The sequence below is a fragment of the Corynebacterium anserum genome (assembly GCF_014262665.1).
GTDB classification, from domain to species: domain Bacteria; phylum Actinomycetota; class Actinomycetes; order Mycobacteriales; family Mycobacteriaceae; genus Corynebacterium; species Corynebacterium anserum.
Window position 1 is genome coordinate 1835594 of record NZ_CP046883.1, and the last position, 20960, is coordinate 1856553.

The window sequence follows — 20960 nt, forward strand, 5'->3', positions numbered from 1 at the left end:
ATCGTGGCGTCGGGAAAGGAATTAACAACCCCTGTTCATGCTGGCCTAAACCATAGCCACCACAGCAGCTAGCTGACCGGCTATCTTCCGCGCTGTTCCAGAATCCTCAGCCTCAACCATCACCCGGAAAAGCTCCTCAGTACCAGATGGACGCAACAAGACTCGACCCGTCTCCCCCAATGTCTCCTTCGCTTTCTGGATAGCCTCGACCACCTGAGGATGCTGGGCAATACGGGTTTTGTCCTCCACAGGCACGTTAATCAACGTCTGTGGAAGCACCGTCATCACAGATGCCAATTCGCTCAACGGCTTGCCCGTGATCGCCATGCGAGCCATGATCGACAAGCCCGTCAGCGTTCCATCACCAGTCGTGCCATGCTCAGGAATCACGATGTGCCCGGACTGCTCACCCCCCAGGGAATAATCTCCCGCGCGCAAATCAGCCAAGACATAACGATCGCCAACTGCGGTCTCCCGCATAGAAATACCATGCTCCTTCATAGCCAACTTCAGACCCAAGTTGGACATGACAGTGGCCACGAGGGTGTTCTTCTTAAGTTCCCCATCTTCCTTCATCGCCACCGCGAGGATTGCCATAATCTGATCGCCATCCACAACATTGCCCTCAGAATCCACAGCGAGGCAACGGTCGGCATCTCCATCGTGGGCAAGGCCAATATCCGCCTGATGCTCCACGACTGCCTTCTGGATCACCTCGATATGAGTGGACCCCACGCCATCGTTGATGTTGTAGGAATTGGGGTGATTGTGGATCGCGATTACCTCGGCGCCAGCACTGCGATAAGCCTCTGGAGCTGCAGTAAACGCCGCACCATTAGCGCAATCCACGACCACACGAATCCCATCCAACGGAGTGGGAACCGCGTTGCGCAAATGACTCAAATAACGATCCAACGCGTTGTCAGACTCATCAATAATGCGCCCAATGGCTGCACCCGTTGGCCCCGTCTCCGGTAATGCCAACATGGTCGCTTCAATCTCATCTTCGACCGCGTCATCCAACTTGTGGCCACCAGCGGCGAAAAACTTTATGCCGTTATCTGGCATCGGGTTGTGAGAAGCGGAAATCATCACACCCATGTCTGCGCCAAAAGCATCCGTCAAATAAGCGACCGCGGGCGTCGGTAATATTCCCACATCCAGTACGTCCACACCCTGAGCAGCCATACCTGAAGCCAACGCAGCGGTAAGCATCTCGCCAGACACACGAGGATCACGACCGACCACAGCCGTCGGGCGACGGTTGCCCTGCGCCTCGTGGTCTACGAGAACCCGGGCAGCGGCAGCACCCAACTTCATTGCAAGAGGAGCGGTGAGTTTCTCATTAGCTAAGCCGCGCACTCCATCTGTTCCAAAGAGTTTTGCCATAGGAGACAAGTCTACACGTGCGCTCACAGGCCCTCCCGCTCAGTCGTCAATTAGAAATTGCATTCCACCTGCGGTAATTAAACGCTTGCAGGCGCTGTTAACCGCTCACGGAAGCATGCAATCACTCATGGTTGAACAGTGTGCACGCACTAGTGATCCAACAGTGAAGAATCGAGTTCTCCATGTCGGGAACAGCGAGCGTTCCAGCCATCAGGACGTACCTGCACTATCATGCGCCGCCCACAAAGCTGGCAGTAACGCGCCACATCCAAACCAGCAGCCGCTGCAAAATGAACTCTCACCTGCGCTGGATTCGCACAGTCACGGAGGTCTTGGCCAGTATTCGGATGAAATAGCGGTGGCACTCCGAAGAGTACAGCCTGCGCAAGCGGACTATCTTGTATCACTACGTCATCCATTTCCGTGTTTCCTGCCGCACGAGTTGTAGGAGGCCGCCTAGGGGAGATTGCGGAGAGAAGCGGGTACTCATAACATCGACAATTCCCTCGGCACTTTACAGAGCCTTGATAGGAAGATCGATGCGATGCAACATATCCACATCTTTCTCAATGGCCTGACCCAAAGTGGTCAAATAATTGCCGGCAATGATGGCATTAATGCCGCCCAGTAAGCCCTTCTCTGTGCCGTCATCGCCCAGGGACAGCTCGCGGCCTCCAGCAAAACGCAACGTGGTCTTCGGCATAGCAAAACGGAACATAGCCACGGCGCGTAAACCTTCACCCACCGGCACGAGGGGGCGATCAGCAAAAGGCGTTCCCGGGCGAGGATCCAGGAAGTTCATCGGTACCTCACAAGGCTCAATTTCCGCCAACTGAGCCGCGAATTCAGCACGCTGTTCTAAAGATTCTCCCATGCCAATAATTCCGCCGGAACAAATCTCCATGCCCACGCGACGCACATTGTCCAACGTCTCACGGCGCTCGTCCCAACTATGAGTGGTGACGACTTTAGGGAAGAAACTGCGGGAGGTCTCCAGATTGTGGTTATAACGACGCACGCCCATATCCTTAAGCTGCTGCGCCTGCTCCAGAGTCAATGTGCCCAGTGAGCAACTGATATCGATCTCGATTTCCTTGTTGATCGCTTCTACCGCTTCACCGACTTGCTCCAACAGCGCATGATCCGGGCCTTTTACCGCAGCCACGATACAAAACTCTGTCGCACCTGATTTTCTCGTGCGCTTAGCGGCTTCGACTAAGTCTCCGATATTGAGCCGTGCAGCACGGACCGGTGATTCAAAAAGTCCTGACTGGGAACAGAAGTGACAGTCTTCAGGGCAACCACCAGTTTTAATTGAAATAATGCCTTCTACTTCCACATCGGGACCACACCATTTCAAGCGAGTCTGATGCGCGACGTCAGCCATCTCTTCTAAGTCCGAGTCTGGTAGATGCAGAACCTGTAGAAGCTCTTCCTGCGTGAGTCCTTCACCTTTGTCTAGAGCCTTAGTGCGGGCTGTTTCCAAAATGTCACTCATGTTTAGGCACGTTAACCCAGAACATGAACACCGTTCAAGGCTATTTTGAACATCGTTTAATTATTGTTGAGAGGTAGATATCTAGACGAGACACAAACACACACGTCATAGCCCCTAAGACAGTCTCCCCTACCCTCGATATAGGCTCACAGAATTATCGGAAACCCCCCTCAGATGATCCCTTTCAATTTATAAACACACATCTACAGTGTTCTAGTTCTATGTCCACTTAACTATTGCACCCACCGATACAGTGAGCTACGCGCAGCCACCCAGGTAGTGAGTTATCCGGGATTGTTCCAGAGCCGAGTAGTGCACTAGCCAAACATACTTAGGAATTAACTATGCCGATTTCTAAGAAATGCGAACAATGTGGACTGAAGACACAACCCCCACCCTGCCCGAAGACAGTGTGGGGGTTGGAGACAGTACGCGAAAAACTTAACGCTTGGAGTACTGCGGAGCACGGCGTGCCTTGTGCAGACCAGCCTTCTTACGCTCAACCGCACGAGCGTCGCGGGTCAGGAAGCCCGCCTTCTTCAGCTGAGTGCGCTCCTCTGGGTTGTACTTGTTCAGAGCACGGGCGATAGCCAGGCGGAATGCGCCGGCCTGACCGGACGGCCCGCCGCCCTTCAGGTTAGCCACGATGTCGAACTGGTTCTCGCGCTCCAGCAATACCAGCGGAGCTTTGATGAGCTGCTGGTGCAGCTTGTTAGGGAAGTAGTCCTCCAAGGTACGGCCGTTGCAGATGAACTGGCCGGAACCCTGCACCATGCGGACGCGGACGATAGCTTCCTTGCGGCGACCGACAGTCTGGATAGTGCCTTCGAAGAGCTCAGGAGCAGCTGGGGCTTCCTCGTCGGCAGCCTCGGTAGCTACAGAGTCACCGATGGTTGCCACGAACTCTTCATTCACAGCATCAGCAGCGGTGTACTCGCCTTCGTAGTTGTTCTCGTTGTTCTCAGTCATTACTGTGCCACCTGCTTGATCTCGTAGGTCTCTGGCTTCTGAGCCTCAAAGGTGTGCTCTGGGCCTGCGAAGACGCGAAGCTTCTTGATGGAAGCGCGGGAGAGCTTGTTGTGTGGCATCATGCCACGAACTGCCTCTTCCACAACACGCTCTGGGTGCAGCTCCAGGGAGCGGCCCAAGGTCATGGACTTCAGGCCACCTGGGTAGCCGGAGTGGCGGTAGCGCATCTCGCGCTCGCGCTTATTGGAGGAAACATGCACCTTGTCAGCATTGATGATGATGACATTGTCACCGCAGTCAACGTTCGGTGCGTAGTATGGCTTCTTCTTACCACGCAGCAAATCCGCTGCTGTCACGGCAAGACGGCCCAGTACCACATCAGTGGCGTCGATGACGTACCACTTACGGGTAATGTCACCGCTCTTTGGGTGGAAAGTAGTCACGTTGGACTCCTTGAGTCTTATTGGAGCTGCCAGCCAGGCGCTGCTCTCACAGGATCTGTTGGTGACTAGCACGATCAATGGAATCTGCGAGTGCCCGTGGCGGCCGGTTGGGACCCACGGACGACCACGTTCCCTGCGAAGGGACGTGTGCAACCCGATAAACTCTACCCGAACAGCAACGTCTCCCCAAAATCATGACTCCCCGCCACTCATTACTCCTCATTGGGGCGCACGGTAAAAATTGCCCAACAAGGGCGATTCAATCTTCGTATCTGCCTATACAGGACAATCGCAACCAACCCCCGAATGGCACAGCTCGGTAGAGCTGCAAAAACTCAGCAGAATCGCAGAAAAATCCGCATAGCAAAACCGCAGCCGTACCCCTTACTATTCCTGGAACGTATTTCTTACTGCTTTGGAAAAGGATGAAGGCACCACTGCGGACATCAAGGTTCTTGCAGTAGGTAATTAACGCACTGCGCACCCCGTTTTTGCATTTTTCTGAACTCTTATGCCCAGCTGTTAGCCGCATTCATGTTGATCTGACTCATACGGTCATTGGAGTCCCGTACAGCCATCGCCACTTGTCCGAGCACGATGTTCAACTCATGTGCGCTGTTATCCCACTTGTGTTGAGCTGCTTGGTATGCCGTTGCAGATTCACCCTCCCACTGGGTAACTAATGGCTGAAGATCGTGCTTGAGATTATCTAGAATCCCGTCGATCCGGTTTTTCGTGCTGTTGATATCCTCAGCCGCTTGAGCGATCTGGGCAAAGTTATAGTGAATCATGATGTGTCCTCCCCTGATGTGACGAATTCAATGTGCTGTTGAAAGTTTGCTCGTGCTTAGCCTCGGAATGCGGATACGTTTTCCGCTTCAGCGTCATCGAAGCCTGTGGCGTTTGCTCGAATGTTATCTGCGATACTGTTCAACGCCTCACGCAACTGGCGTGCATTATCATTCCAACGCTCCATCAACCCCGCGAAGGAATTTTGCGCATCGTCCTTCCAACTCGCAGCTACGTCTTGCACCACACCTTGGAGGCGAGTCAATTCTCCTTGCACTTCGCCGTTGATCCGATCCACTTTCGCGGCGGCGCTATTCATAGTTGAAATATCTGTTTGAAAGCTCATCTCTAGCCCTCCCCTAACTACTCGGCAACAATACGCCCAGTGAGATTCCAGATTGTTTATCTCCCCACGATGGCGTTGGTTAATCAGAAGGAAGCTATGCGAATCTCCTGCACATCCTCCTTCTACATACATAAGACTCCGCACACGCTGTATTGGTTCACCCACCGCTCCATTTCCCCACACTGAATTCCCTGCCTCAGGTGCGTTCTTTTGCAACCATCACCCCTACGCGGTGCGCAGTAACTTCGTGACGTGTTGCTCAGAGACTTGCGCTATTCAGAGGTTTTCAGCGTTTCGTCTTCAGATCCGGACCAGCGATATCCGCAGCTTGATCACACTTTTCCAGTCGCGGACCGGTGACTTCTCTAAACTGACAACCGATGGAAACTTGATGTCCCTCTACTAAACGCACATGCCAGAGAGTCGTCGATTCTGGATACGCTTCCTCGTAACTCACCGGGGATCGTCCCGCCACACGTACCCCCTCCGCATTGTCGATTGCTTTTAGCACCGCGGCATCCAACTGTTCCTGGGAATTTAACGGAGTCTTCTTCGCACTAACTAACACACGCATTCCAGGATCTGCTGACATAAATTCTTCTCGATCCGCCGTAGCCCCTATACGCCTCCATCCTTGCAGTTCCATACGCACTGGAACATCGGCTCTGTTCATAGACGCAGGACGCATCTCCTGCCCTTGAATATGGTGCTCACGCCACGGCGGCTCAGGCGTTGCCGTCTGGTTCGGTTGTGCAGGTCTGTCACGCGCTCCTTCCGTGGCTCTATCCTCTGTATCCCCTGGTTCTTGCCCCGGTTCCGTTATTAGCTCCGCGTTTTCTCCCGCATTCTTTTCTTCGACGCTACCTCTCCCCTGGTCACCAGCAACAACTGACTGAGCATCGGTGTCTCTCAACACGGATATAACGGAAACTCCACCGATAGCGAAGAGCATTACCGCACCGATAGCTGCAGCGAGCTTTAACGGCGATGTATGCACTACGTGTCCTTGCGGTGACCGAAGCCACCGTGATTTCCAATGTGGTTTGCTCTCGTCAGCTTGGTCGTCGTGTTCCCACCGAGCTATTTTCTGCCGAGCTTCCTCCAGATCATGGGCAATCCACAGAGCACGGTCTGCGTCGATCTTCCTTGCTCTCACTCCCACACAACACAAGTAGTCAGCGAGGATCTCCGCATGAGCACCGGCCACCACCACATCGGGCTCAGGCATTCCCACACCCCAAGGAAAATCGTTACGGGGTATCGGAGTATCCATCTGCGCCCATTCCGGATGTACCTTGCGGTGATCCAGAACATCAAGCACCAATTCACGCAACATTTCGAGTTGTTTCAGCCCAATCAGGGAACCGCGGAACGTGGGTTCGCCTTCTCCAGCCAGAAAAGGATCTTTCACGTCAGGGTTAACTCCTGTTACGCAATAACCCGACGATAGGTCTGTCACGGTCATGGCATGAACGAGGATTCCCGATTCCTGGAGCGCCACAGCAGCTGCAAGCGGTCCCAACGGCTCTTTGCCCGGCAGATCATTGCAATCTTCTGGCTGCATTGACTGTGGCAGAGGCGCAGCCTCTACGGAATTGTTCACGCTTCTGCTCCTTCCTTTCCAACACGGACTCCAACCGGCTCACTCTCATTGCTCACGCAATAGCCATCGCTCTCTGCCGCCTCTACCTTGCTGACGGTGTCCATGTCATCAATAGCTACCTGCACTAACCACGGGTCAGCGTGCACAAAAACTGCACGCCCCGGATCTCTACGCACCAGTTTTTGCCCCGCGATTGGCCCATCTTCCCTGGGTGCGCTGAAGATCAGCCAGGCTGACTGGTCACGCATCGCTTGCAACAGCGGCTGATAACTGGCGCGCGCGAAGGTGCCTGAACGCCTACCCATCACCACATGCAGCCCAATATCTGCGGCATACGGCAACACGGAGTGAAGTACGTCTAAACCCGGGTCAGCATCTGCATCATCCACGACCACGAACAGTTCGGGTCCACTCCACCATGTCCGTTCGCGAAGTTGCTTGGGAGTGACATCCGGCCCAGGAATGCGCTGCTCCAGCACAGCGACCCATTCGCGCAATCGCATCCGGAATTCTTCCGGCACTGCATATCCCTGGTTATCCAGTAGCCCGCGCCGGGCATCCGTGATGAGAAAGTCACACTCCACGTCGCTGCGTGCACGCAACGCACGCACGACCGAACGCAGCGCCGTAGTGATGCCCGAACCTGATTGTCCCACCGCCACCATGTGCGGGAAGACGCGGAAGTCCCACTCCACTGGGTCGAGTGTTGGCCCGCCGAGAGCAAAAGCGTAATCAGGTATCTCTTTCGCTGGCAGAAGGCGGGGCAGGACCTTCATGGTTCTATCTTTTTCTCCACGCTTCACAGATATCTGGCGGACATGTTCGATGTCCTGTCCTGTTACATGTGCAATCTGCACGTGTTTACCCCGATGGGATACTGCTCGTCCTGGCATGTCAGGAAGACTGCGTTGCGCATCGCGAAAATGCGCATCCAATGCAGTCATCTTGAATTCCACGTGTCCCGTCAGCACATCCCTGAGCGCAGGGCGGAAATTCCACCGCAAAGCAGTGACGACCACATGCAGCCCTTTTTCTAAACCAGAGGTTGCCATCCGAATCACCCGTTGTTCCTCATCCCCGAGTTGATCCACACCGTCAACGAGCAACAGGCGCGGTCCGGTAAGCATCTCTACCTCATCAAGCAGGCGCGATAGGTGGTCCACTCCTACGGCCGCCGCAACCTGCGGCAAGCGAGTCAAGTGGCACAGACTCCCACCTGGATCGAAGATATAGATCGGCACATGAGGAGTGGACATCACTGTTCCTAGAACAAGCGCACGGAGAAAACTCGTCTTCCCTGTACGAGGTTGTCCGACGACCGCCCAGTGGCGTCGGGAAAGGTCAACCGAATATCCCACCTGCTCACCCTCGAAAGGAAGATCCTCCAGGCCGACCCGCGCAACCATCGGCGCTTCTGGCTCCATTACCTCATGTGCGGGAAGAATCTCCGGCAACGGTGGGAGCCACACCAGCTTATGGGTGGGGCCAGCTAACTGCTCAATCACGCGTTGTTGCGTGGTCATCGTCGATTGCACTTCGACGCCAAGCCTCCGCACCATACGCTGATCCTGTGGAAGTTCAGGCCCCGATACATACGCGGACTGAAATCGAATGGCATCCTGCGCATACAAAATCGCCGCCCCTGGGTTAGCAGGAAGTTCATAAGCCGCAGTGGACCCGATTAGTGCCCGAGACTCCGCAGCAGAAAACGTGCGCAATGCGATGCGATAAGACAGATGTGACTCGAGGCCTCGTAGCCGACCCTCCTCCAAGCGCTGACTCGCGAGAAGCAAATGCATACGCAAACTTCGCCCTAAACGGCCAATCGCTGCGAAGACATCAGCGAATTCCGGACGGGCATGGAGCAATTCGGAGAACTCGTCCACAACGATGAACAGCGCAGGCATTTCACCCGGATAACGCTCATTGAATTCCTTAGCGGTGGTCAATCCGGCAGCACGGAGGCGTTCTTGCCGGCGATGCATCTCCCCCAGCAGAGAATCCTGCATTCGGTCAACCAACCCCGCCTCCTCAGCCAAATTGGTGATAATGGCGCTGGTGTGAGGCAGTCGATCCATGCTGAGGAAGGACGCACCACCTTTGAAATCAACCAGAATAAAGTTCAGCTCTTGAGGTGAATGGTTATGCGCAAAGCTGATCACGCAGCTCTTGAGAAATTCCGACTTACCACTTCCCGTTGCACCAATGCATAAGCCATGCGGACCAATACCCCCCAGCGCGGATTCCTTGATATCGAGATACACTGGTGCGCCGGAAAAGCCAATCGGCGCTCGTAGATCACCGCCCGGAAGTTCCAACAGACTAGTGGCACCACGCACCTGCGACCGGGAGCGGCAGATCTGTGCAAGTTCCACATCTGAAAGCTGATCGGCCACACCAAAAGGCGCCCAACCATCCATAGTCCACGCGGATAGTACCCAGTTGTTAGACTCGCCCTCGACGTGCAGTAAAAGTCCCTGAGCTTTGGCATCCTCAACCCATTCCTCGCTCGGGTCGGTCACAACCGCTCCCGCTGTCACAGGTGAACGGCCATCACAAAAAGTCACCTTCTGAGGACCATCATGGGGCAACCATTCATCATGTGGCCCGATGATGGTGAGCGCATCTGTTGCTTGCATGACCAGTTGAGCCTGCATCGCACGGGAAAGTCCCTGTGCGCCTTCACCGGTGAGAACGACACAGTGAAAACTCGATAACTCCACGGCAACCGGCGCCTCGATGGTGGCGTATTTCAGCGCCACGTCGCGCAAACTCATAGCGCTGACGGGTTCTAGGTCTTCTGGAGGTGCATTGACCGGTATCTCCAATGGATCCTCCGGAGCCTGCACAGCTGTCCCCAGCCGCACTGTTCCGGTCGGCGCGGTCACATCCACCTCTGTCAGAACATGAGACCACAGCGCATGCGGATCTGGGTGGGCTTCTGCCATCCGTTGCAACTGCTCTGTGCGTGTTCTTTCCAGCGAATCACGGAGAGCATCAATGTGGCGATGGAAGGAACGTCGCATTTCATCCACGTTGGTTCCCGGTGAAAACATCACGGCCATAGATCCCAGCAGCATGAGCGGGAAAATGAACGTCATCGGTGATCGCCCTGCACCAGATAAGATCATTGCACCGATCATTCCCGTCACTGCAACCAGCATGATGGCGGGCATGAGCATTCGAATAAAAGGCTGTTTATCTTTAGGCAACGTCGGCGGAGCCTGAGATTGCATGATAACGGGTCCCCTCCCATCGTGATTGTCCCCCCAATATTCGTCCCCTCATATGCGATGAACGGAAAAACCCCCGACCATCCGCACAAGGTGTCACCTAGTGTGCCATGCGCAAACGCATAACGCTAGGTATTAGCCAATATTCCTACAGATTCATGGCAAGCACCCTACGTTCCGCAGATTTTCATGCGTCGACCACAAGCACCTACTAGAGTGAGTACATCGCGTACGCAATCAGACGTATACGTCGGATACACGCGGTCGGGCACTGCTCACCGTCACAGTCTCGTGCTCGCGCCTATCGCGCTACTGCACATCCCACGTATATGGGGCGTTTACGCAGTAAGAGTTAGTTGGCGAGGTCAGTGCGTCGCTATCTAAGGGGACTATTTCTAAGGGGGAATCTTTATGCTGGCCGTCAGCATTTCCGTGCCATCAACGGGCACGATCATCAACGCAGCAGTAGCAGACCATGTACCGGTCGCTGAGCTCATTCCACACCTTGTGGAGCAGGAAACGACAATTGAACCAGGGCAACACTGGGTACTCACACGCGCTTTAACGGCAATTCGCCCGGAACAATCCCTTATCGACGCCGGAGTGCGTCCCGGCGAGCGTCTCACTCTCGATCTCGCACACGTTCCTGCACCGCAACCAGAAGCCATCGAAGAGCTCTCCGGACCTATTCGCGGCAACTACGGAGTATGGATTATGGCGGGTATTGCAGCCTTATTGAGTTGGCATTCCGCACCGTTATTTCATCCCACCACATCACACGGCGCCGCAGCCTGGGGTCTGCCCACTGGCCAAGTCATGAGCAATCCCACTGTCCTCATTTCCTCAGTATTGACTACGCTCTGTGGCTTTGCGTGTGCAGCTGGATCTCTCTATGACAAGAAATACACCTACATTGCCGCCATAATTGGTTTCGGTATAGGTCTCAATATCAATGTTTTAGGTGCATGCGTCTGCGCTGCACTGCTTGTGTGGCGAGCAGGCATTGCACGAATCGCCACCGTTACGCTCACGGTATTTGCGGCCATCAACATCCATCCCGGGCTCACACTGATCGTGGCGCTCATAGCCCTCGCCTATTCAGGTCAACTCTCGGTGGGAATCGCTGGCATCACCCTACCTAAAGTCCCTGCTACAGGCCTATTTCAGGAAACGACAAGCTCCCGCGCTGGGTCCATCGTTACCGTGCATTCCACGCTCGTTATCAGCTTCTGTGCAGTCATACTGGCGTGCTTCTACCAGCTCATCCCATGGGGCACTGAACCTAACGGTTGGTTAATAGCCTTGGCCCTCGCCGTGGCCGGCTGCGGAGCAAGCGCTCGAGGTACACGGCCCATCCATGCATCAGCAATGCTCATAACCTCCGCGCTTCTCATTCTATGGATCTCGTTGCATGTTCCCTGGGGCATTGCAGGCCTGGCGCTGGTCGGTCTACCCGCTGTACGTATTACGTCACCGATGCTCGGCCGCCTCATTGATTTATTGGAAGCCCTAGCTTTTACCGTCGCTATTCCCCTCGCCTTATACACGACGGGTATTTTCACCATCATCAGGGGGATTGGATAAACATGCCCACGCAATACACACACTGCGCCACACCGATCACCGGCCCCTCGCTCCCCCTCGATGTAGGCGACATTCCCCATGCCATCACCACAGGCAACAACGTCCCTATAGCCCTCATAGACACAGGTGCAGCCAACCCCGGTACGTCTGGCGATCGAGACCATTGTCTTCTCCACGGCACGGCAGTCGCCTCCGTCCTCAAAAGCATTGCTCCTGGTGCCGACATACGGTCAGTGCGTCATTCTCCACACCCCGAGCGGTCCAACGGCACCGTCGCCGATCTAGTCAATGCTATTAATCGCGCTCTCCAAGAAAAACCAACAGTACTCAACATCTCTATGGTGACATGCGAAGACACACCTCAACTCAGAGATGCCATTGCGCGGGCTCACAAACAAAATGTGCTCGTAGTGGCGTCGGTTGGTAACAGAGGGCAATGCGACGAAAAGACCGCACCATACCCAGCCATGATCGACGGAGTACTCGCAGTAGGGGCAGTAGAGCCCCGGCACCCAGACCCCACCACAGGCACATGGGACGCAGGCAGAGTTGTCGCGCACTACAACGCACCAGGGCCATGGGCCGACATCTACGCACCTGGAGGACCAGTGAGTGCGCAACTCACAATGGACGGGAAGGTACATACCATTGTGGGCGACCCCCAGCCCTTCACCGGCACGTCTTTTGCTGCCCCCGTGGTAAGTGCTACCGCTGCGTTAGTGTGGCAAATCCTGCCAGACGCACCCGCTAACCTCGTGCGCTCCATCATGCTCGATAGCGCCCACCCCGGCGGAGCTTCCCCAGGCACATCCGTTCCAATACGTGTGATCAACCCCCAAGCAGCCGTGGAACTGGCGCTATCCCACAGAGATAAACACACATTCCCTCCATCTCAACACCACAAACCGGATCAACACGCGCACACTTTTCACTCGGAAGATCATACGCTGGAATTATCAGTGCAAGCACACCCCATTGAACCTGTTCATAACGATTATTCTGTCCCCGGTGCTTTATCCCTGTTGGTGTTTGTCGTAGGCATCGTCACATTAATCGCCCGCGCGTTATCTTCAGAAAGAAGACCTGCATTCGGCAACACCGACAACACACGCCACGGCGCAGACTGCACACCCGGAAAGCCCAATACCTCAATATCCTCTTCACGCCCAATAGAAAAATAGAGCCCGTTCTCACTCACCAACGCGAAACCACGTTCAGTGACAACGGCCGAGGTACCACGCGGGCCAAAGAAATGCTCCCCGTCGTACGCCGGCGCCTGTGGTTGCCTTAGTTTCCCCACTTCATTCGGAAGTTGCATGCCTTGGGGCTCACCCAAGCCTTTGCTTCCGGCACAGAGCATTTCTGGTTCCGCCCACTGCACGTCGTGCTGGGGTACTCCTTCCAACACCTCCACACGAGGCTTCTCCACGACCTCCTGCAAACTCACGTATATCGGCGGATGAGTGGACAATGCCTCAGCCAATTCCCTCCGCGGGCCTGTGATTTCTGCGATGCCTCCCTGACTCGCCATAAAAGCCCTATCTCCCACCAAGAGCACACGGCCTGCGACATCGAATGGAGCGGGCATCATCGTTTTTCCCTTCGGAAGCGTCACGTCAGCTTTGCGCACAAACTGTCCTGCAAAACCATCGCTGACGGGGATCGTGGGAGCGCCTAAGGCTAAGGGCGACGTGGCGTCGATTTTAAAACGCTCTTGCCCTGCCACTAACCACGTTCCACTCGGGGATTCCAAAACAGCGTGCTCATGCCAACGGACTTCTGGAGAAGCTAGCACCACTCCCGGCTCGCAGAATAAGAACTCCCGCTTCGGCGCATGCACCAACCCAGGTGCGATGGCAATGCCCATCGAATCGCCGATGGGAAACTGAGCTAGCTGCTCCGACGTAGTTTTCTGCACCTCAGCAGGCTGCCTTAAAACAAGACGGGCGCTAGCCACGTTAGTTATCGGATGGAACGCATCCTCAAGGCGTACATGCAGCGTTCCTGACTCATCAACCACCAAAGGCGTCTCCCCAATGGAGGGCTGCGGGCGGAGCAAACCGAGCATCACTGCACCTCCGGCGATGAGCAAACTCGCCAACACCCCCACGAAAATCGCACGCCGCTGACTCCTCAGCGGATCGTGGGCCATCCGCGGATCACCGATCACCAGCGCCAATTCCAGTCGGCGCAGCAGAAAGCCGTAACCAGATACCTGAATACCTGTAGTTCGCATTAATCCCCCTTATCATGTCGCGCGCTGTTTATAAGGCCGTCCCCCAACGGATCCAAGGGAATCCGTCTCACGCGCTGTTTTACTTGTTCCAGCTCAGTATGGCACGCCAGGGCGCACGTTGCTTCCCGTTTGACGATACCCTCTCCTTTTCACTGGGTTTCGCTACTTTTTGCTGAGCACGACCGAATATTTTGATTAGATAGAGTCCACAAGCAAGAAGCAGGCCAGCCCAAGGATGGCGGTACGCTTTTGGGGTTGTGAGGGGGATAACTCATGGATCATCCGGCGGAGATAAATCTCGGAGGGCTCATGCTGTGTGTAGTGCTGGCTCTCCTCGCGCTAGCCAGCGCAGCAGCATTGATGCTGCATAGCCGTAGAGAACAAACGCACACGCTGCGCTGGTTTACGCTTTCCTCAGCTCCGCAGCATTTCTGGCATGGGGCTGAAAGCCGGACAATCGACCGCCATGCTCTACTTGCTCCACTTCGATTGGAGGATTCTGACCCGGCACCATTATTGTGGCGTCACTCATCTATGAACTTTTTCCTTATCGGGGTGCCTGAACGAGTCAGTTCAGCGTTAGTTTTTGCGGCCGCAGCATGTGGGGTGAAGGCGCGAGAATTCCACGACACCCCGGATTCTTCCGACACCCTGCGTCCTCTCCCCGACAAGCTCACTATCCCCGCGAGCCCCGAATGGAGCATCGGATTACTACCCTCAGGTGAGGTGCTTTCACTCAATTGTGTTCCGGGCAGCACCGTCGTTGTGTGCGCCCAGCAGTCCGTGCTGCACCACGTCACCCGTGACATACGCTGGTATAAAGAGGATTTCTCCGTCATCTCCGCTACCCATTCTGTTTCCGTGTATGAGGCGTGGAAAGCTGCGTGGGATCCGGCGGGTGTGCGCGTGGTTCTCTGTCCTTTATCCGCCGACGCCACTTATTCCCTCCTCAACCGTGACACCCTGACCGCCAGTGATGTTCTCAATGTGACGAAAGCACACGTTCTGGCAGACATAGTTCTACTGATGGCCAGCGACGGGTCAGCACAGCTATTCCACCGAGAGTACCGACGCAGCTTTAGTGCCGTAACTCCTCGTCCGAACGCACGGCCCGTGTCGCCAACGCCCGAGCTGCCAGCTCATCATCCTCCGGGTAATCCACCCTCACGAGGTTTAAGCCGTTTCCTGGCGCCACGGGCACGCTCGAACTCCGTTGCTTTTCCCGCAGCAAATCGCCGGTGAAGCTTTCAGATCTGCGTCCCTCCCCCACCGTTAGACACGCCCCAACGATAGAGCGCACCATCGACCAGCAAAAAGCATCGGCGACGACATGTGCCTCATATGTGTGCGGTTCACTTGGTGTGGACACATCCGTCCACTCAAATACCTGCAGTTCACGAATGGTCGTTGCGCCGTCACGTGCTTTGCAAAACGCGGCAAAATCGTTAAGCCCGATGAGTGCATCTGCGGCCGCCTGCACTTTTGTGAGCTCCACCGGGCGTCTCCACACGGCTGTATCGCGGGCACGCACTGGGAGTGGACCAGCCGGATTGGTTGTCACCCGGTAAATATAGTGACGGCGTAACGCCGAAAATCTGGCGTCGAACCCTACGGGTGCCATCGACGCGGCGGACAACCTGAGGTCCTCCGGCAGCATGCGCGACAGACGGCGCACCAAATCTTCGGGGCAGGTTAAGGAACGCTGAGTGAAAGCGCTGGCTGGAATGTCGGCGTGGCACACTTGTCCATCAGCATGCACGCCGGCGTCTGTTCTGCCGGCGACGACCAATTGAATCGGATGGCGGGTCACCAACGACAGCTTCTCTTCGAGTACACCAGCGACGGTGCGCAAACCTCCCTTCTGCGCTGCCCAACCATGAAAGTCAGTGCCATCGTAAGACACATCGAGACGGACGCGGATGGTCTGCTCAGATGCGTCGATCATGCTATTTCTCCTCGTCATTAACAAATTTTCTGCACCGATAGACCACGGGATCCTGCCAAGTACGCGGTGATGCTCTGTTGAGTGTAGTGCACGGGATAGAGGCCACAGCATTCACCAATAGATCGCAGTGGCGGTCTCGGGAGTTGTAATGAGGTACGCGCAAAAAAGAAAAGAAATGAGATGGTCAGATAAAGAACAAAAGAAAAGACGGGGCGAAACCACAACGCTGTGCGATTTCGCCCCGTACCAAGTCTCTAGCCTGGGCGACTAGGAATCCCATGGACGATGATTAGTCCTCCTTGGACTCCTCAGCCTTAGCTTCCTCAGCCTTGGACTCCTCAGCCTTAGCTTCCTCAGCCTTCTTGGAGGCAGCTGCGCGAGTTGCGCGGGAAGCCTCGGTAGAAGCGGTTGGCTCGGTCACCAGGGAGATCTGGGACATAGGGGCGTTGTCGCCCTTGCGGTTCTCCAGTTTGATGATACGGGTGTAGCCACCGTCGCGGCCCTCGAACTTCGGTGCCAGCTCATTGAACAAGTAAGCAACAACTTCTTTGTTCGGGATGAGCTTCAACACGTTGCGACGGTCAGCCAAGGTGCCGCCCTTAGCCTTGGTGATGATTTTCTCTGCGTATGGGCGCAGCAGCTTTGCCTTGGCATCGGTGGTCTTGATGGCGCCGTGCTCGAACAGCTGAGCAGCCAGGTTAGACAGGATCTTCTTCTGGTGGGAAGCAGATCCGCCAAGACGGGCGCCCTTCTTTGGGGTAGGCATTTCTTCTCCTCGTTGGAATGTATGTGAGCGCTTCGTAAAGCGACTTACTCCGCGATGTCCTCGCCCTCGGTGTCTACAAAGTCGCCAGTGACGGCATCGTAGCCCTCGATCTCAGTTACGTCGAAGCCCTCTGGGGAATCCTTCAGTCCAAGACCCAAGCCAGCAAGCTTGATCTTGACCTCGTTAATGGACTTCTGGCCAAAGTTACGGATGTCCAGCAGATCGGACTCCGTGCGAGCAGCCAGTTCGCCGACGGTGTGGATTTCTTCACGCTTCAGGCAGTTGTAAGAACGAACAGAGAAATTCAGATCTTCGATTGCCATGTTGTAGGCAGCAATGTGCTCGGTCTCCTGCGGAGATGGTCCGATCTCGATGCCCTCGGCCTCGAAGTTCAGTTCCTGTGCCAGGCCGAAGAGCTCCACCAGGGTCTTACCTGCGGATGCCATTGCGTCGCGCGCGGTGATGGAGTTCTTGGTCTCTACATCTAAAATCAGCTTGTCAAAGTCGGTACGCTGCTCAACACGCGTGGCTTCCACCTTGTAGCTGACCTTCAAAACTGGAGAGTAAATCTGGTCAATAGGAATACGCCCAATCTCAGAAGAAGCGGAAGCGGCAGGAACATAGCCACGTCCACGCTCAACAACCAGCTCGATGTCCAATTTTCCCTGTTCATTGAGGGTAGCGATGTGAAGATCCGGGTTGTGAACCTCCACGCCAGCTGGTGGCATCACGTCCGCACCGGTTACCTCGCCAGCACCTTCCTTACGGATGTACATCGTGACTGGTTCATCAGACTCGCTGGATAGAACCAAAGACTTGATGTTCAGGATGATGTCAGAGACATCCTCCTTCACGCCAGGAATGGTGGTGAACTCATGGAGAACACCTTCGATGCGGATGGAAGTTACTGCTGCTCCAGGGATGGAAGACAGGAGTGTACGACGCAGGGAGTTACCGAGGGTGTAGCCGAAGCCTGGCTCCAGTGGTTCGATGACGAACCGGGAACGAGACTGATCGATGTACTCCTCGGTAAGCGCTGGACGCTGAGAAATAAGCATTGTCTGAATTCTCCTTGTCGGCGACCGCTATATGACGCCGGTAGAGGGATGCCGCCTTGAGCCCACCAAGTTGCGGGAGCAAGTACGGCTCGCGAAAGTGTGTCGGGTGTTTCTCTACTACTTGGAGTAGAGCTCGACGATGAGCTGCTCCTGCAGCGGAATGTCGATCTGAGCGCGCTCGGGCAGCTGGTGCACGAGGATGCGCAGAGTTGCTGGTACGACCTGCAGCCAGGCTGGCACAACGGCGTCAACGAGACGCTCCTGAGCCTCTTCGAACCACAGCATCGAGCGAGACTTCTCGCGAACATCGATGATGTCGTACTGAGAGACCCGGAAGGAAGGAACGTTGATCTTCTTACCGTTGACGGTGAAGTGTCCATGAGAGACGAGCTGGCGAGCCTGACGGCGAGTACGAGCCAGACCAGCGCGGTACACGACGTTGTCGAGACGAGATTCCAGCAGGATCACCAAGTTGTCACCGGTCTTACCTGGCTGACGGTTTGCCTCAGCGTAGTAACGACGGAACTGCTTTTCCAGAACGCCGTAGGTGTACTTTGCCTTCTGCTTCTCTTGAAGCTGCAGCAAGTACTCGGACTCCTTGATGCGTGCGCGACCAGCCTGTCCTGGAGGGTATGGACGGCGCTCGAAGGAGCTGTCACCACCGACGAGATCGACGCGGAGGCGACGGGACTTGCGGGTAGCAGGGCCAGTATAACGAGCCATGATGTATCCCTATCCTTTCTTAGAAATTAGACGCGACGACGCTTCGGAGGACGGCAACCGTTGTGTGGCTGTGGAGTCACATCAGCGATGGTTCCTACCTCGAGGCCTGCGGTGGACAGGGAGCGGATGGCGGTTTCGCGACCGGAGCCCGGGCCCTTGACGAACACGTCAACCTTCTTCATGCCATGTTCCATTGCCTTACGAGCAGCGGACTCGGCTGCCATCTGTGCAGCGAATGGAGTGGACTTACGGGATCCCTTGAAGCCAACATGGCCAGAGGATGCCCAAGAGATCACAGCACCCTTTGGATCCGTAATGGAAACGATGGTGTTGTTGAAGGTGGACTTGATGTATGCGTGGCCCTGGGCCACATTCTTCTTAACGACGCGACGGCCGGTACGGCGAGCGCCGGAACGAGTCTTTGGAGGCATTACTTCTTCTTTCCTGCGATCGTCTTCTTAGGACCCTTACGGGTACGTGCATTGGTCTTGGTGCGCTGACCGCGAACCGGCAAACCACGACGGTGGCGCAGGCCCTGGTAGGAACCAATCTCAATCTTGCGACGAATGTCAGCCTGGATTTCGCGTCGGAGGTCACCCTCCACCTTCCAGGTGTTTTCGATAACGTCACGTAGAGCGGACAGCTGCTCGTCGGTCAGATCCTTGGAGCGCAGGTCAGGAGAGATGCCGGTCTTTTCCAGCAGCTCCTTGGAACGGGCTGGGCCAATTCCGAAAATATAGGTGAGTGCAACCTCCATGCGCTTATCGCGTGGGAGGTCCACACCAGCAAGGCGTGCCATATGGCAGGTTCCTTCCGGTTCTAAAGCGGCGGTTTTCTCCATACTCATCCCGAACAACAACCCACCAGCTCTCTGCAAGTGGTGGTTTCTTGCGGGCTTCGGCCGCCGCGGCCAAAGGTAGTGATCGGAAGACACGGCGCCCCGGCCTATCAGGCTCAGAGCTGTCGAATGCTGTCCGAATGGATGTATGAAGGCTTACGTATAAAGAGTCGCTATAAGTACAACCTGCGAGCAGATCGCTGATCGTTTACTTGTAGCGGTAGACGATACGTCCACGGGTCAGGTCGTATGGGGAAAGCTCTACAACCACCCGATCCTCAGGCAGGATTCGGATGTAGTGCTGGCGCATCTTACCAGAGATATGTGCGAGCACTTTGTGCCCATTATCCAGCTCAACGCGGAACATCGCGTTTGGCAAAGGCTCGACAATGCGACCCTCAACCTCGATGGCGCCTTCCTTTTTAGCCATGAACGTCCTAACAAGTCTCGTGAACTGTATGTGGTCTCATGCCGGATCGTTCCACAATCATGTCGACAATCGTGTCGAGGATCCGGCACACAGTGTCCAGCGGGAAATAAAACTCCCACACGACAGACGACTACATTACGCCCTTTATCCAGCTCATCGCAAACTCTGCGGCTCCTCAGTCCCTGCCCATCCCATATTTACGCACTAGTTGCCGTAACGCGGAGTGAGTATCCGAGGTCCGGAGGCGGTAGCGGCAACAGTGTGTTCCCAATGGGCAGCCCATGAACCGTCGTCAGTGACCACCCCCCAATCATCATCCAGCACAACAGAGTCTTCGGAGCCGAGGGTCAACATAGGTTCAATAGCGAGCACAGACCCTTCCTGGATGATCGGTCCGCGCCCCGGTTTGCCCTCATTGGCAAGAAATGGATCCTCATGCATAGTCCGGCCGATACCGTGACCGCCATAACCATCCACGATGTACAGATCGATACCAAACTTTTCTTCGGCTTTACGTGTCGCTTCCTCGAGTGCCCATGACACATCTGTCAGCCGGTTGCCCGGCACCATTGCTTTCAGTCCTTGATAGAGAACCCACTCGGTAGCTTCATTGAGTTTGCGCACGTCATCGTCAATCCGCCCGATGCCAAAGCTCCACGCACTGTCCCCGACCCACCCCTTATAGGTCGCACCGCAGTCAATAGAGACCAAGTCCCCTTCCTTGAGCACGACCTCTTTGGAGGGGATACCGTGAACAATCATGTCATTAACACTGGAGCAGATGGACCCCGGAAAGCCCTGATAGCCCTTAAAGGTCGGCACGGCACCGGCACTGCGTATAGTCTCCTCGGCAACTGTGTCCAGATCCAATGTGGTGACGCCAGGCTTTGCTGCTTCCCGCACCGCCTGCAATGCACGTCCGACAATCTCGCCGGCAGCCTGCATCGCATCCAACTGTTCTGGGGTTTTTGCGGCAATAGCCTTGTTCTTCTTGCGAAAGCCCATGGGTGGCGCGCTCTTTTCTCTCTTAAGGTGTTCAGTTTTTTAGTAAGTGATTAACCGCAGGTGTATTCGTAGGTAGTAGTCGTACACATCCCAGTGGCCTTGCCA

19 protein-coding genes and 1 pseudogene are annotated in these 20960 nt (G+C 55.4%); 2 read left to right on the forward strand and 18 right to left on the reverse strand.

Translation table 11 applies throughout. The features are described from left to right. Positions 1–45: 45 nt before the first annotated feature. From glmM to GP473_RS07695, 9 genes are all read right to left on the reverse strand, one after another. Positions 46–1389: a phosphoglucosamine mutase gene (gene glmM, locus GP473_RS07655; RefSeq protein WP_185770299.1), complete on the reverse strand. Its 1344-nt coding sequence runs from the start codon at positions 1387–1389 to the stop codon at positions 46–48. Between the two features lie 149 nt (positions 1390–1538). Further along, positions 1539–1808 (reverse strand): biotin synthase auxiliary protein BsaP, encoded by a 270-nt coding sequence (gene bsaP, locus GP473_RS07660; RefSeq protein ID WP_185770300.1) that lies wholly within the window; start codon positions 1806–1808, stop codon positions 1539–1541. Positions 1809–1903: 95 nt separating this feature from the next. Further along, positions 1904–2887: a biotin synthase BioB gene (gene bioB / locus GP473_RS07665; RefSeq protein WP_185770301.1), complete on the reverse strand. Its 984-nt coding sequence runs from the start codon at positions 2885–2887 to the stop codon at positions 1904–1906. A 441-nt stretch (positions 2888–3328) separates the two neighbouring features. Beyond that, positions 3329–3856 (reverse strand): 30S ribosomal protein S9, encoded by a 528-nt coding sequence (gene rpsI, locus GP473_RS07670; protein ID WP_185770302.1) that lies wholly within the window; start codon positions 3854–3856, stop codon positions 3329–3331. Then, positions 3856–4299: a 50S ribosomal protein L13 gene (gene rplM / locus GP473_RS07675; protein ID WP_185770303.1), complete on the reverse strand. Its 444-nt coding sequence runs from the start codon at positions 4297–4299 to the stop codon at positions 3856–3858. Before rplM ends, rpsI begins: the two co-directional genes overlap by 1 nt. A gap of 509 nt (positions 4300–4808) precedes the next feature. Next, the gene (locus GP473_RS07680; protein ID WP_185770304.1) at positions 4809–5090 is read right to left on the reverse strand and encodes a WXG100 family type VII secretion target; all 282 of its coding nucleotides are present in this window, start codon (positions 5088–5090) and stop codon (positions 4809–4811) included. 56 nt (positions 5091–5146) lie between these two features. Next, positions 5147–5434 carry a WXG100 family type VII secretion target gene (locus tag GP473_RS07685; protein WP_186276805.1) on the reverse strand — a complete coding sequence of 96 codons (288 nt, stop codon included), beginning with the start codon at positions 5432–5434 and terminating at the stop codon, positions 5147–5149. A gap of 286 nt (positions 5435–5720) precedes the next feature. Further along, positions 5721–7037, reverse strand: coding sequence for a type VII secretion-associated protein (locus tag GP473_RS07690; RefSeq protein ID WP_186276806.1), 1317 nt, complete (start codon positions 7035–7037; stop codon positions 5721–5723). Beyond that, the gene (locus GP473_RS07695) at positions 7034–10273 is read right to left on the reverse strand and encodes an FtsK/SpoIIIE domain-containing protein (RefSeq protein WP_186276807.1); all 3240 of its coding nucleotides are present in this window, start codon (positions 10271–10273) and stop codon (positions 7034–7036) included. Before GP473_RS07695 ends, GP473_RS07690 begins: the two co-directional genes overlap by 4 nt. Positions 10274–10681: 408 nt before the next feature. Between GP473_RS07695 and GP473_RS07700 the strand changes: the two genes are divergently transcribed. Both GP473_RS07700 and GP473_RS09500 read left to right on the forward strand, forming a co-directional pair. Continuing rightward, positions 10682–11854, forward strand: coding sequence for an EsaB/YukD family protein (locus GP473_RS07700; protein ID WP_185770308.1), 1173 nt, complete (start codon positions 10682–10684; stop codon positions 11852–11854). Between the two features lie 2 nt (positions 11855–11856). Continuing rightward, a pseudogene (locus GP473_RS09500) lies at positions 11857–12630 on the forward strand (S8 family serine peptidase); the annotation flags it as partial. A 218-nt stretch (positions 12631–12848) separates the two neighbouring features. Here the strand turns inward: GP473_RS09500 and eccB are convergent. The 9 genes from eccB to map form a co-directional block, all read right to left on the reverse strand. Continuing rightward, positions 12849–14090 (reverse strand): type VII secretion protein EccB, encoded by a 1242-nt coding sequence (eccB, locus tag GP473_RS07705; RefSeq protein WP_186276808.1) that lies wholly within the window; start codon positions 14088–14090, stop codon positions 12849–12851. 1078 nt (positions 14091–15168) lie between these two features. Next, a complete protein-coding gene (truA, locus tag GP473_RS07710) occupies positions 15169–16035 on the reverse strand; it encodes a tRNA pseudouridine(38-40) synthase TruA (RefSeq protein WP_246394756.1) in 867 nt (288 codons plus the stop codon). A gap of 289 nt (positions 16036–16324) precedes the next feature. Beyond that, the gene (rplQ, locus tag GP473_RS07715; RefSeq protein ID WP_185770311.1) at positions 16325–16801 is read right to left on the reverse strand and encodes a 50S ribosomal protein L17; all 477 of its coding nucleotides are present in this window, start codon (positions 16799–16801) and stop codon (positions 16325–16327) included. A 44-nt stretch (positions 16802–16845) separates the two neighbouring features. Beyond that, positions 16846–17859: a DNA-directed RNA polymerase subunit alpha gene (locus tag GP473_RS07720; RefSeq protein ID WP_185770312.1), complete on the reverse strand. Its 1014-nt coding sequence runs from the start codon at positions 17857–17859 to the stop codon at positions 16846–16848. A 117-nt stretch (positions 17860–17976) separates the two neighbouring features. Next, positions 17977–18582, reverse strand: a complete 606-nt coding sequence (rpsD, locus tag GP473_RS07725; protein WP_185770313.1) for a 30S ribosomal protein S4 — start codon at positions 18580–18582, stop codon at positions 17977–17979. Between the two features lie 26 nt (positions 18583–18608). After that, positions 18609–19013 carry a 30S ribosomal protein S11 gene (gene rpsK / locus GP473_RS07730; protein ID WP_185770314.1) on the reverse strand — a complete coding sequence of 135 codons (405 nt, stop codon included), beginning with the start codon at positions 19011–19013 and terminating at the stop codon, positions 18609–18611. Next, a complete protein-coding gene (gene rpsM / locus GP473_RS07735) occupies positions 19013–19381 on the reverse strand; it encodes a 30S ribosomal protein S13 (protein WP_185770315.1) in 369 nt (122 codons plus the stop codon). The genes rpsK and rpsM overlap by 1 nt, the downstream gene beginning before the upstream one ends. A 247-nt stretch (positions 19382–19628) precedes the next feature. Then, positions 19629–19850, reverse strand: a complete 222-nt coding sequence (infA, locus tag GP473_RS07740; protein WP_005519800.1) for a translation initiation factor IF-1 — start codon at positions 19848–19850, stop codon at positions 19629–19631. Positions 19851–20054: 204 nt separating this feature from the next. Then, positions 20055–20855: a type I methionyl aminopeptidase gene (gene map, locus GP473_RS07745; protein ID WP_185770316.1), complete on the reverse strand. Its 801-nt coding sequence runs from the start codon at positions 20853–20855 to the stop codon at positions 20055–20057. Between the last annotated feature and the right edge of the window lie 105 nt (positions 20856–20960).